Below are 12444 nucleotides of genomic sequence, written 5' to 3' on the forward strand. Positions count from 1 at the left end.
CTATTAGATGGTGTTAGTTTCTCCGCTTTCTTCAAGCTTTAAACGTTGAATCACTTCGTCCGCTACTTGCTCGGCTGTTTGATCCGTCGCATGGATAATCAAGTTTGCCCCTTCCCTGTACAGCGGCAATCGGCTTTCATATAACTCTTGAATGCGGGCTTGTTCTTGATTTTGAATGAGCGGCCGACTCGTATCACCTTTCAACCGATCGAATATGACAGCTAAATCTACTTCTAAAAAAATGACAAACCCATGTTTTTTCATGAGCTGCCGGTTTTGTTCTTTCATAATAATACCGCCGCCAGTTGTAACAATTTTCTGTTCATTTGTACAGATCTGTTGAAGAGCCGCTGTTTCTGCTTCTCGAAAATACACTTCTCCTTTATCGCGGAAAATCTCAGAAATAGCTGCTCCTTCTCGTTGTTCAATATAAACATCTGTATCAATGACAGGAATTTGTAACTGCTCCGCTAATAATTGACCAATAGTCGTTTTGCCTGCTCCCATGAACCCTGTAATAAAAATCGTCGTCATCTTGCCTCTCCCCCTACCTAATGTTTCTATTATATCGACTGTGTAATCGTTAATCTATACGTTTAACAAATTGCTTAGTCGTTTGATCATACACCACATTTGATTGAAAACTCGTCCCGTCTTTCTTCGTTCTTAACTGAATCACATATTGATCTTTCTCTACTTCTGGAGAAACAGAATAACGCACCTCTCCCTTATTGGTGACAAACACCCCAGTTGTCACCACTCCTTCGGCAAGTTGTTGACCCAAATGTTGCAGGGTTAACAGCTCGATCACTTTTATTTCATAGTATTCAGTTAAATTCATTGCTGTTTTTTGCTTACTTACGAAAGTCTCCACACCTAAAACTGCCGTTGATGAAACGACGATAAAAAGTACTAACACATAAGGAAACAATACGCCACGTTCATTGAAAATCAACCTTTTCATAACGGTTCCTCAAGCAACGAATAAAACTGCGCCTGTTCCTCCTCCCCATTAGTAAAGATCACTTTAGCACATAGAGCTTCGTCCGCCCAATAAAATTGAATCGATTCCACCTCTTTCAGCATCATTTCATGGCCCATGCCGTTCACTCTCCTCCTTACACTGCGTTGATATTGTTCAATCGAGATTTTCTGTCCTTCCTGTTGATAAAAAAGCTTATTATTAGCTGGCGCCCATGATTGAGAACGATACATTTCTTTTCTTAGCTGAATAACAAATAGCTCCCACTCTGATTTTCTATCAGGTTCTAGTTGTTCATTGACTTGATATACCGTTCCATAAATCATCGGAAATAGAGCTGCAAGCATCATAAATACGATAAGGATAAGCAAGGATTCCACTAGAGTAAAGCCTTTATTGCTGCTGAATACAAAACTTCTTCTTAGATACTTCCACACACGCAGCCGATTTAGCCTCCCATGATATATGATATTCTTCACCCTCCTCTACATAAATATAAGAAAAACTCTCCCCTTCATGAAGCCGCTTCTCTCCCTCTTCAAATAACACTCTCATCGCTTTTTCTCTTTCCCATAATGCTTTCGATTGACCAATCATTTGCAAAAGCAAAGGCAAAATCAACATCACCAAGATCAGCACAGCCGAAAGCGACAGTAAGCTCTCAGCTAAAGAAAAACCTTTTTCATTGTTCCTCCACATAAAATCTCCCCTTGCCAATTTGAAACACGACTTTTATATATCGATCTTTATATTTAAACAGCATCGTACCAAAACGATTCGTATTACCATTCGGCAAAAACCAAATCTCCTGTAAAGAACCGTCCATATGTCGAATAGAATCGGGCAATTCTCTTTGAGTTAACATCTCAGAAGGAATGTTCACTGTTTTTACCCGATAGGAATCTCTTGTCGTCAAAAATTGAACGTTGACAATCTCTTGTTTTGATATCGCATAAGATTGGGCAAGGTAAAGATCCGCCTGCAATTGATCGATGAATTTCTCCTTCTCTATGCTATCTAACATTTTCGGAAAGGGAATCATCGCCGCCGACAAGATAATAAGAAAAACGGCTAGAACCATCAGCATCTCTAACATAGAAACACCTTGTTGGTTGCGAAGATGCTCGATCCACTTATTTAGCAACAGTTACTTCTCCATCCGCACTAATCGCTAACTTATCTCCATTTGGACAGCTCGTTTCATCCTTTTTCAAATATTCTTTATCCACCATTTCCTGAACGGTAGCAGGGTACTTCTTTTCCTCGATCCGAAATGCCTGTACCTGTCCTTCTACCATACGTTTAAAAGCATCGCAGCCTTTATTGTTAATATTTTTACTTTGCTTAGCGACGTTAGGAATGGCGATAAATAACAGCACCGAGATCACTAACAATACAATCATCATTTCAATTAGTGTGAAGCCTTGATTATCCTTGAGTATTTTTCTCATTGTGTTCCCTCCCATTTATACAGACCCGACCATTTGAAACATTGGTAACATGACGGATAAATAGATTGCGACAACGACGATACCCACAAATAGAAAAATAGACGGCTGCAAGATGGCTAACATTTTCTTCACTCTTTTTTCAATGATCTCCTCACAAAACTCACTAAAAATAAATAGCTCCTCCGCTAGTCGACCGTTCGCTTCCCCGTGACGAAGAAGCTTCGCCAATTGTTTTTCAAAGCAAGTGATTTGTTCAGCCGCTTCAGCAAACGAATGGCCAAGCAATAAAGTCGCATTCATCTCATGAGCGATATGTTTTAAAATCGGATGCATCATTTGTTGCTGTAAAATGAGCAACACTTCATTCACAGCAAAACCGCTTTTCAGTAAATAAGACACTTCCTTAGAAAATAAACGGGTAAAAAACAATGAAAAATAAGCAGAAACAACGGGTATTTTCATTAAAAGAGAGATTCTTTTTTGCGGAGTTTGTTTTTGATAATAGAGAAAAAGCATCGTGAAAATGATAAAGATGAGGAAGGTAACCGTCATAATCAATGGAGGAGCCACTTGTAAAAAGGCAATTAACGCAAATGTTCCTCCTTGTGGGGTAAAGCCAAGCGCAGCATAAAGTTCTTCAAAGCGAGGCATCAAAAAATGATTTAACAGAAACAACAACATAAATAACAGAAAAAGTAGAAATAATGGATATTGAAGCAATTTCGTTAATTTTTCTTTCGCTTTCTCTGTTTTTTTCCATTGGTCTCCAGCATGCTTTAACGTAGCAGGAAGATGTCCATGCTTTTCGGCAAAAAACACTTGTAGACAAATCGTTGAGGGAAATTGAAGCAATTGAAGGATTTCATTCAATGGAGTTCCCGCATTTAATTCTGAGCGAATTAAACGAATAGATTCATGATGATTTCGATCGAAGTTTAATAATAAAAATTCCAAGGCACTACCGATTGTAAAGCCTTGCTGCAACATTTCTCCGAGACGAAAAATAAATTCACCTTGGTACTTCGTCGCCTTTCTCTTCTTCAAATATCCAACGATGATATTCTTTTTGAGAGAGATATCCAAGGGCAATCCCCTTTCTTAATACATCTTTTAGTAGCGGATATTGATAACTTCCACTTTCTCCTTTCGCTTCCTTCAACACCTCTTGCAAATTAGCTCCACTTAAAATTTCATACACTGTCGCTTGCTTGCGTCTATTCCCTGAACGACAAGACAGAGAGCATACTTCACCACATTGAGGACATGTTAAATTGACTAATCGCTGAGCGGTCACCGCCACGAGCGTTTGCTGAATTTCATGCCACTTTAATCCAAACTCCAACAGACGAAACACGGCTCCTTTCGCATCCTTTGTATGCAGCGTTGTCAAAACTAAATGACCTGTTAATGCCGCTCGTATCGCAATTCTAGCGGTTTCTTCATCGCGAATCTCTCCCACCATGATCACGTCTGGATCATGACGCAAAATCGCTTTCAACCCTGTCGAATATGTGACACCTGCTTTTTCATTCACTTGCACTTGAAGCCAGCGATCATTTTGCTTTTCAACCGGATCTTCTAACGTGATCACGTTACGCTGATGCTGATTGGCACTATGCTGAATGAGCGAATAAAGAGTTGTCGTCTTACCACTCCCGGTCGGACCAGTAAAAATTATTAAGCCATGAGAATGAGATAACAACGCAAGTAATTTTTGAGCTGAGTTAGGAAATAGAGATAACTGAAACATATCAAGGACAGCTTGCTGAGGTAATAATCGAATGACGAGGCTTTCTTTCGAGAGGGCTGTAGGAAGAGTTGAAATACGCAAAGAGATAACAAAGCCTGACAATTCTAACTGAAAAGAACCACTTTGAGGCTTTCGTTTCTCACCAATATCCATCGAGGCCATAAACTTCACATGTGAAATTAATCGTTCTCCTTCTCGCAAAGAAAATTCGGTATGAGGAACTAATTGACCTGAGGAGCGGAACTGAACGGCATAGCCGTGTTGACGAGGGATAAAGTGGATATCAGTAGAACTGAGAGCTAACGCTTCACTCAATATCTCTTCGACCACCTTTTCAACTATCATGCACAAATTTCACCACCTTTCACTTTGACTCCCCAACTCATTTCGACGGCAATCTTGCAATTCCTTCTTTTTTTCGAAATTTTTTCATAAAAAGATAAAGAAGCATCATCTTCATGTGCTACTTATTATTTGTTAAGCCTCTTAATACTTCAGGATGATAACCCACAACAAGTTGATTTCCATTTTTTAATGTATGACTTTTATCATTTCGTCCTGATTGATTGTTGACTATAATGGGCATAATAAACAATATAGAGGTGTTTGAAATGGAACAAACATTAAAAATGACCGCCACACTAGCCGATTCCACCAGGTTTTCAATTTATCAGTATATGATCAAGTATCAAAAGGAAGTGTCGGTGCAAGATATTGCTGAACAATTTAATATTCATCCGAATGTCGCACGACTACATCTGTCTAAATTAGAGGATATCGAAGTAATTGATTCTTATTTACACAAATCTGGAAAAGGCGGCAGACCAGGAAAGTTGTACAAACCTTCCGATAAGTCGGTCCAGCTCTCTTTTCCACATAGAGATTTTCAACTACTTGCGAATATTGCCTTGTCAACCCTTGCCTCTATCGGCGAGCTAGGTATGACAGAAGCCAAAAAAGTCGCTTATTCCTTCGGTGAAAAAACGATGAGGCAAAAGTTAAACGTACAAAGAGCATTATCAAGTGAGGAAAAATTACAGCTGTTGCAGGAAATTTCCGCAATGACTGGATACATTCCAGCAGCGGAGGAAAAAGAAGATGGTCTGCATATTCATTTCACACTGTATAACTGCCCTTTTAAAGAATCGGTAGAACGACAAAGTGAACTCACCTGTCAAATACATATCGCTTTTTTAAAAGGAGCATTTGACAACTTGTTTGAACAGTTATCATTTCAACAAACCGCTAGCATGACAGACGGATGCAAAGACTGCACCTACCATGTAATCGTTATAAAGTAACGGAAAGAAGCGTTTACAACTGCATGATTGTTCCATTATAATAAGATTTGATGGAGAGTTGAATAAAGGGGGGTACGTAATGGATCGGATGTTTCGTGTTTTAGCTTTTTGGACAGGTATCTTTTCAGTCATGTTTTATCTTGGACACATGAATATTACTGCTCTAATCTTCTTAGGTCAAACGGGGTTTTTCTTATTATTGAGCTATTTAAAATTAACTGAACGAATGTATATTTATGTATTTGCAGGATACTTAACGGTATTCTTCGCAGGTTTCACGTACTGGACTACGTTTATGGTAACTCCAGGAGCTGGGCATTAAGTGCTCAGAAAAACCAGCCTACTTCTCAGTGGCTGGTTTTTTTGTTAGAATCCATTTAAAAAAGGGTTGCTTTCCATTTCTTCTACAATGCTTGTTGCCGGTCCATGTCCAGGTAAGACAATCGTTTCTTCTGGAAGAGATAGAAGGTGGCGATGAATGCTCTCAATTAATTGATCGTGATTTCCGTTAGGGAGATCTGTTCGTCCAATGCTTCCCCGAAAAAGAACGTCCCCTGAAAAAATCGCACGACCTTGTTCATAATAATAAGAAACACTTCCCGGAGAATGACCCGGCGTGTGAAATAATTTAAAATGAAAACTTCCGATCTTAATTTCCTCTTCATTCGTCAAAATTTGATCAGCCGAATTCGCATGAACGATTCCCATACGGAAAAATTCTGAACCGTTTAACGCAGGATTTGTTAACCAATCTTTTTCTTCAGCGTGGAGATAGACCGGGATATTAAATGCATTTCGTACATCATCTACAGCCCCGATATGATCAAAGTGAGCATGGGTTAATAAAATAGCTAACGGTGAAAGTTCATTGGCATTTAACCATTCTACTAGCCGATCTCCCTCTGCTCCTGGATCAAAAATAATACATTCATTTTCGCTATTTGAAAGTACATAGCAATTCGTTTTCAATGTCCCTAACGGCAATTGTGTCCAATTCATATTTTCGGCACACCTTTCTACTGGAATACTTTTATCGTACCAGTCATTCATCTTGATTTAAAGAACTATCCATCTTGCACCTCGACAAACATTGAAAAAAAATATAAAATGATGGTGTGTATGTACTTGTTTTACATAGTTATTATAAACTTTGTAAATATTAAGTAGAACAAGAAAGGGGTTGGGACAATGAACGGCTTAGTTATTATTTTCGGTCTCGTTGCAATTCTTGCCGTATTCAGTTCATGGGGTGCTTTAAAAAACAAAAATTTGCTAGGGATTATTTTTGGCCTTGGAACTGTCGGTGTGTTCGGATGGTTTACAATTATGACCTTTATTAGTTCTGGCTATCCTGGGGGGCACTAAAATCCTAAAAAGGATGATTGGATTGCCAAAGAGCTGTCTTAATAAAGCGCTTGCTTTTCTGATAAAGGAAGGGCTGAATGCTTTAAAGACAGCTCTTTTCTCGTTTACTCTAATAAAGCTGCTATACAAATACTTCTTGTAGCTTCATAAATAGCTGCTAATTGCGTAAGTGGCAGTGGATTACATCCCTTCCCAAGTTCGATTGTAAATCCTGGTTGCTCGTATTCTTGAATAAACCAATCTTTAAATCCCGCATGACTATCGATGAAACGAACCGCCTCATACCCACTGACTCGCTCAAACCGCTTAGCTAGCCGTTTCGACTCTTCTGGCTCTTTATCGTTATATCCCCAATAAAACTCTGCTCCTTGTGTATGAAAGGCAAGGACGCGATCAAATTGCTCCCTTATTTGCAATTCAGCCATAACGATAGCCTCCGGTTCACTTAATGGGCGACCTCCCGGATAATCACGTGAAGCTGGAGACTTAGGCAATTTTCTTTCTTTTTCAATTTCCCAACCGACAGGATACTGATTATTCAAATCCACTCCACGAATATTCGCTTTCCACCCTGAAAATTCAGTAGATCCACTATTAATCGCTAACACTTGTTGTTCATTTCTTAATGAAGGTCCGTTAATCACCAACTCTACTCCATCAGGATTAACCATCGGAACAATCGACAAACTATTTTCACTGAATAATAATTGTGATGAGACTCCCCCTATATCATCGCCTTTTGCAATCGCTTCTGCATACTCCTTAACAAAAGAAAGTAATACAGAAGAAGTAATCCATTCATTCGCATGAAATGATCCGTTAAAATGAACTTTTCTTTTCCCCTCCCCCATCTTGATTTCCCATATTGGTCGTCCCTCTACACTCTTTCCAATCTCGTATACACGAATAAATGAATAATTCCCCTTTAATTTACTGACATCTGTTAATAGCCGTTGAAAATCATAAGGTTGAAAACATAAAAACGACATGAAATCCCCCCTTTTTATACTATATGCAGCACAACCTGTCTACTTTTTAAACAAAAAAAGAAAAGCTCACCATAATAGGCAAGCTTTTCTTTCGCATTATTGAGCAGGTTTCTTGGCAGAATTCGGATCATAAAAACGAAGCAAATCGCCATAAATAATCTGATCTGAATAATTCAGTTCCGTTGAAGCCTTTTCCATAGCTGGTTCACAATATTTTTTCTCTGTTGGCTGTTCCGTCGTTTTATCCCAACATTTATTATCGGCATACACGTAATCTTTCGTAACGAAGCGTCCGTCACGGAAGACGGCTAAATCTTCATGATCAGGAGACAATAAATCTTGTCCGAGCTGCAAATCATCTTTTGTATTAATTCCAAGTAAATGAAGCAATGTCGGTCGAACATCGACTTGACCTCCAACACTGTCAATCACTCTTCCCTTAACACCTGGTATATGAACGATAAATGGAACTTTTTGCAACTGCGTAGAAACAAATGGCGTCACTTCTTTACCTAAGTATTCACTCATCGCTTCATCATGGTTCTCAGAAATACCATAGTGATCTCCATAAAGGACAATCACTGAGTTTTCGTACAAACCTGATGCTTTCAGTTGCTCCACAAAACGTTTCAATGCTTCATCTGTATAACGAACGGTCACAAAATAACGATTGACTGTGCCATCTTTAGAGGTAAATTCATCAATGAACTTATCTTCCTCATCATAATAAAACGGATGATGATTCGTTAACGTAATCATTTTCGAATAGAAAGGTTGCGACATTTCTTTCATATGCTCAACCGATTGTTCAAAGAACGGAATATCCTTCATACCCCAGTTTACGCTATTGTCTTCATTGACATCATAATCTCCTAATTCATAAAAGCGCTCATAATCTAGAGATTTGTACATGATGTCCCGATTCCAGAAGCTTTTATTATTGGCATGCATCGCGTTGGTGAAATATCCATTTTCACTTAATTTTTTAGCCATCGAGTTGTATTTGTTTCCTGAATGAGTGAAGAATACCGCACCACGGCTCAATGGGTACAAGGCGTTTTCAACTAAAAATTCACCATCAGATGTTTTTCCTTGTCCCGTTTGGTGATAGAAATTATTAAAATATAAACTTTCTTTAGCAAACTGGTTCATGAATGGGGTAATTTCTTGACCATTCACTGTATTATTCATAACAAATTCTTGCGTAGATTCTACTGATACAAGGATCACATTCTTCCCTTTAGCCGCACCAAACAACTCATCATTCGGTTTAGCATAATTCGCATCAGAATAGTTTTCAATATCCGCTAATTCACTACCATCAGCAAGCGCACGCTGAGCCGATGATTTCGACTGCAACATGACATCATAAATATGATAATTGAATGTCCCAATATTTTTAACGAGCATTTCTCTATCAAATGTTCTTGTTAAAAGCTGTGGACGCTCAATTTCAGACAAACCTAAGTTTAAAAACAACATCGCTAACGCTGTTAAAAAAAAGGCGCGGCGATTCGTCTTTGTCATCGAACGAAAGGCAATAAATTTCGGTTTCACTTTTAAAATGACTGCTAATAAAATTAAGTCTGCAAAGTAGAAAATATCGTACCATTTAAACTCTTCTGTTACACTGTTGCCAAGATCAGCAAAGTTGCTCGTTTGAAACAATAACGGCAACGTAATAAAGTCATTAAAAAAGCGATAGAATACTACATTCGCATAAAGCAAGATTGTTAAGAACAAGCTCGTAATCATCACGTAACGATTTCTTGCCTTATCGCTCTTAAACAATAGACCTACTCCGAGCACGAGCATAATAAAGCTCAATGGGTTAATAAATAAAATAATCTCTTGTAAAGTGTTTTCAATATCCATATGGAAGCTTGTTTTATAAGTAAAATATGTCTTCAACCACAAGAACAAAACAGCAACAGCAATTAATGTCACATTGTTGCGTAAGGTTCCTTTCATTAAATACCCTCCTTAGTACAGCCCTCACAGCTTACACTACTTGCTATATTTAGCAATTGTAAAAACATCATAGATAATCTTAATACTTTTTTTACAAAAAAGCAATCAAGATAAAACAGAGATTTTGTAGAATAGTAGTTTACGCTATAAAAAAACAAAGATAAAAAAACTCCATTTACAGGAAAATAGAGTTTTTTTATCTTAAATTTTTTCATGCTAATCTTCAAATGGAATCGTTCTTTTGTTTAATTAACCAAGCCGCGCCAATAACACCTGCTTCATTCCCAAGAGTAGCCAAATGAATACGGGTTGAATTTCGAACAGGAGTAAACGCAAACTCATTAAACGTTTGTCTAACCGATTGCAATAGTGGCTCTCCCGCTTTTGACACCCCGCCTCCTATTACAATCACATCAGGATTTAACGTGTTACCAAGATGAGATAACGCTAATCCAAGATAGAAGCTACAGCGATCAACAGCAAACTCAGCAATTTCATCTCCTTTCTTAGCAGCCTCAAACACATCCTTTGCGCTAAAACTTTGTTTCGTTCTTAAAAGAGAGGCCTTCGTTGTCGCCTCTATCTGTTGTGAGGCTAGTCGAACAACACCTGTTGCAGAAGCTACCGTTTCTAAACAGCCACTTTTTCCACAGTTACATATCAACCCATTCTCTGTCATCACCGTCATATGACCAATTTCTCCGGCCGCTCCATATGCCCCCCGAACAATTTGACCATTTGCGATCACTCCACCACCGACACCTGTTCCTAGCGTGACACACACTAAGTTTTTCGCTCCGCCACCAGCACCCTTCCACATTTCTCCTAGTGCTGCACAGTTAGCATCATTTTCTACCCTAACAGGAAGGTCAAGCTCTTGTTCAAGAAGAGCCTTTAAAGGATAATCGTTCTCCCAACCTAAATTAACGGCTGTATACATCACTCCATCCTCGGAAAAAGGCCCCGGCGCACCTACACCTACACCAAGAAGTTGCCCCTTCGACATCGACAACTCTAATAATTTTTTCTTTATTTCCTGGGCAATGTTTGTGATGATTCGCTTTCCATGATCCGAAACGTCTGTCGGTACTTGCCAACTAACTACAACGTCTCCATTCGTGTTAATAAACGCTATTTTTGTCATCGTTCCGCCAAGATCAACAGCAGCAATTAATGAAGTTCTCACATCGTTCACCTGTTCTTTACTTTATCTTTTTCTTTTTGAATCTCATGTCGCAGCAATAGTAAGGCCATTTGAAATTCTCTCGGTTCCACGAGTTGCGACTGATTTAGCTCTTTTAATTCTGCTTCCATTAGTTCTAAATCAGCCACTCGATCTCCTATATAAACAAACACACCAAACCTTTTTAACAACTGTTGAACATCCCAGATTGTATTCATTGACACCAACCCTTTAAACTAAATTTTCAACATCCATTAGTTAAAACCTATATATAAGGCACCAGCCGTTAGGACCATCGTCCCTACTAGAAAAACCAGTTGTCTACCGATCCGATTCTTTTTCGGTAGCTGTAGGATACCTGTCGCTAAAAAGCCGCCAATTAAACCGCCGATATGTCCGGCATTATCAATGCCAGGCATCGTAAATCCAAACACTAAGTTGATGAGAATAATAAAGATAATGTTCATTCCCATCGTGCGAACAAACTGTCTAGGATACACCGTACCAAAGTATAACAACGCACCAAAACAGCCAAATATCGCGCCGCTTGCGCCAGCTGATAAAGAATCATTCATTAAAAAACTCGCCAATGTTCCTGTAAAACCCGCAAACAAATAAATCAATAAAAAGCGAAGTCGTCCAAAAATCTTTTCTACCGCTGTCCCTAATAAATAAAGAGCCGCTGTATTCATCAACAAATGTAAAAAGCCAATATGTAAAAACATCGGTGTAACAAAGCGCCACCATTCGCCTTCAAGAATCAGTGGATTAAACTTTGCACCAAAACGAATGAGATTAGCTGAATTGGTACTCCCTCCACTTAACTCCATCAAAATGAAAACAAAGACTTGTACACCGATAAATAAAAAAGAAAAAAACGGAGTAGCATAATTAAATAGCTTTTGATCTTCTTCCGTTTTCTTTACAGAATAACTCAAAACCGCTCGTTGATACGCATACCCTTCCTCATCGGAGCAGCTATCAAAAAAAGAAGGATCGATTGCCTCTCGAAACAACCCATTCAGTTGATCTACTGTTTCCTTATGGCGCTCTTGACTGAATAAAATCGATGTCACCTTTGTTTTCTGACCTTTCGGATAATAAAAGGGCTCGCTCGTATAGCGTTCATAATCATCAAGCGGGGTATGAGAGGAGATATAAATATTAACTATATTTAACTGACGTTTTCCTAATTGCTTACGGATTCCTTCACCGATCGCAGACACGCGTTCAATATCTTTACGAAGACGATTCGACCAATCGACATCTGCACAGACTAATCGAATCACTTGAGCAGATTTATTCGTTATGTGCTCAAGTAGCATCTCCTGTCGATTGTCAACCATAGTCATGATTTGGTAATCTCTTTCCACAACAAAGAAATAAGCAAGCTTCCAAAACAGATTATTTTCATTCGATCCCATCTCATCACTGCCTTTGTTCATTTTGTTA

Annotated in this window: 17 protein-coding genes; 3 read left to right on the plus strand and 14 right to left on the minus strand. The window is 38.7% G+C overall.

What is annotated here, in order from left to right:
- Positions 1–3 precede the first annotated feature (3 nt).
- The 8 genes from ACSVDJ_RS11470 to comGA are packed head-to-tail and all read right to left on the minus strand — an operon-like array spanning position 4 to position 4528.
- Complete coding sequence (locus tag ACSVDJ_RS11470; RefSeq protein WP_439168858.1) at positions 4–534, minus strand: shikimate kinase; 531 nt, start codon at positions 532–534, stop codon at positions 4–6.
- A 49-nt stretch (positions 535–583) separates the two neighbouring features.
- On the minus strand, positions 584–964 hold the full coding sequence (locus ACSVDJ_RS11475) for a hypothetical protein (protein ID WP_439168859.1): 381 nt from the start codon (positions 962–964) through the stop codon (positions 584–586).
- Positions 961–1419, minus strand: coding sequence for a competence type IV pilus minor pilin ComGF (gene comGF, locus ACSVDJ_RS11480; RefSeq protein WP_518618870.1), 459 nt, complete (start codon positions 1417–1419; stop codon positions 961–963). Before comGF ends, ACSVDJ_RS11475 begins: the two co-directional genes overlap by 4 nt.
- Positions 1376–1681: a hypothetical protein gene (locus tag ACSVDJ_RS11485; protein WP_439168861.1), complete on the minus strand. Its 306-nt coding sequence runs from the start codon at positions 1679–1681 to the stop codon at positions 1376–1378. The genes comGF and ACSVDJ_RS11485 overlap by 44 nt, the downstream gene beginning before the upstream one ends.
- Positions 1665–2126 carry a competence type IV pilus minor pilin ComGD gene (gene comGD, locus ACSVDJ_RS11490; RefSeq protein WP_439168862.1) on the minus strand — a complete coding sequence of 154 codons (462 nt, stop codon included), beginning with the start codon at positions 2124–2126 and terminating at the stop codon, positions 1665–1667. Before comGD ends, ACSVDJ_RS11485 begins: the two co-directional genes overlap by 17 nt.
- A complete protein-coding gene (gene comGC / locus ACSVDJ_RS11495) occupies positions 2116–2433 on the minus strand; it encodes a competence type IV pilus major pilin ComGC (protein ID WP_439168863.1) in 318 nt (105 codons plus the stop codon). Before comGC ends, comGD begins: the two co-directional genes overlap by 11 nt.
- Positions 2434–2448: 15 nt before the next feature.
- Positions 2449–3477 carry a competence type IV pilus assembly protein ComGB gene (comGB, locus tag ACSVDJ_RS11500; protein WP_439168864.1) on the minus strand — a complete coding sequence of 343 codons (1029 nt, stop codon included), beginning with the start codon at positions 3475–3477 and terminating at the stop codon, positions 2449–2451.
- Positions 3443–4528, minus strand: coding sequence for a competence type IV pilus ATPase ComGA (gene comGA / locus ACSVDJ_RS11505; protein ID WP_439168865.1), 1086 nt, complete (start codon positions 4526–4528; stop codon positions 3443–3445). Before comGA ends, comGB begins: the two co-directional genes overlap by 35 nt.
- A 266-nt stretch (positions 4529–4794) precedes the next feature.
- Here comGA and ACSVDJ_RS11510 point away from each other — a divergent pair, with 266 nt between their 5' ends.
- Together ACSVDJ_RS11510 and ACSVDJ_RS11515 are read left to right on the plus strand one after the other, a co-directional pair.
- Positions 4795–5484, plus strand: a complete 690-nt coding sequence (locus tag ACSVDJ_RS11510) for a helix-turn-helix transcriptional regulator (RefSeq protein ID WP_439168866.1) — start codon at positions 4795–4797, stop codon at positions 5482–5484.
- Positions 5485–5563: 79 nt separating this feature from the next.
- Positions 5564–5806, plus strand: coding sequence for a DUF2626 domain-containing protein (locus ACSVDJ_RS11515; protein WP_094834092.1), 243 nt, complete (start codon positions 5564–5566; stop codon positions 5804–5806).
- Between the two features lie 44 nt (positions 5807–5850).
- Here the strand turns inward: ACSVDJ_RS11515 and ACSVDJ_RS11520 are convergent, their stop codons facing one another.
- Positions 5851–6483, minus strand: coding sequence for an MBL fold metallo-hydrolase (locus tag ACSVDJ_RS11520; RefSeq protein ID WP_439168867.1), 633 nt, complete (start codon positions 6481–6483; stop codon positions 5851–5853).
- Between the two features lie 189 nt (positions 6484–6672).
- On the opposite strand from ACSVDJ_RS11520, the gene ACSVDJ_RS11525 reads away from it, so the two are divergent.
- Complete coding sequence (locus ACSVDJ_RS11525) at positions 6673–6849, plus strand: DUF2759 domain-containing protein (RefSeq protein WP_439168868.1); 177 nt, start codon at positions 6673–6675, stop codon at positions 6847–6849.
- A gap of 104 nt (positions 6850–6953) precedes the next feature.
- Here ACSVDJ_RS11525 and ACSVDJ_RS11530 read toward each other — a convergent pair whose 3' ends face one another.
- The 5 genes from ACSVDJ_RS11530 to ACSVDJ_RS11550 form a co-directional block, all read right to left on the minus strand.
- Positions 6954–7838 carry a M14 family metallopeptidase gene (locus ACSVDJ_RS11530; protein ID WP_439168869.1) on the minus strand — a complete coding sequence of 295 codons (885 nt, stop codon included), beginning with the start codon at positions 7836–7838 and terminating at the stop codon, positions 6954–6956.
- Positions 7839–7934: 96 nt separating this feature from the next.
- Positions 7935–9809: an LTA synthase family protein gene (locus ACSVDJ_RS11535; protein ID WP_439168870.1), complete on the minus strand. Its 1875-nt coding sequence runs from the start codon at positions 9807–9809 to the stop codon at positions 7935–7937.
- Positions 9810–10032: 223 nt separating this feature from the next.
- Entirely contained in the window at positions 10033–10995 is a 963-nt protein-coding gene (locus ACSVDJ_RS11540) for an ROK family glucokinase (protein ID WP_439168871.1), read from the minus strand.
- Positions 10996–11000: 5 nt separating this feature from the next.
- A complete protein-coding gene (locus tag ACSVDJ_RS11545) occupies positions 11001–11210 on the minus strand; it encodes a YqgQ family protein (protein WP_439168872.1) in 210 nt (69 codons plus the stop codon).
- Positions 11211–11246: 36 nt separating this feature from the next.
- Entirely contained in the window at positions 11247–12437 is a 1191-nt protein-coding gene (locus tag ACSVDJ_RS11550; protein WP_439168873.1) for a rhomboid family intramembrane serine protease, read from the minus strand.
- Between the last annotated feature and the right edge of the window lie 7 nt (positions 12438–12444).

The organism is Bacillus sp. Hm123 (assembly GCF_051842975.2).
GTDB lineage: Bacteria > Bacillota > Bacilli > Bacillales > Domibacillaceae > Bacillus_CE.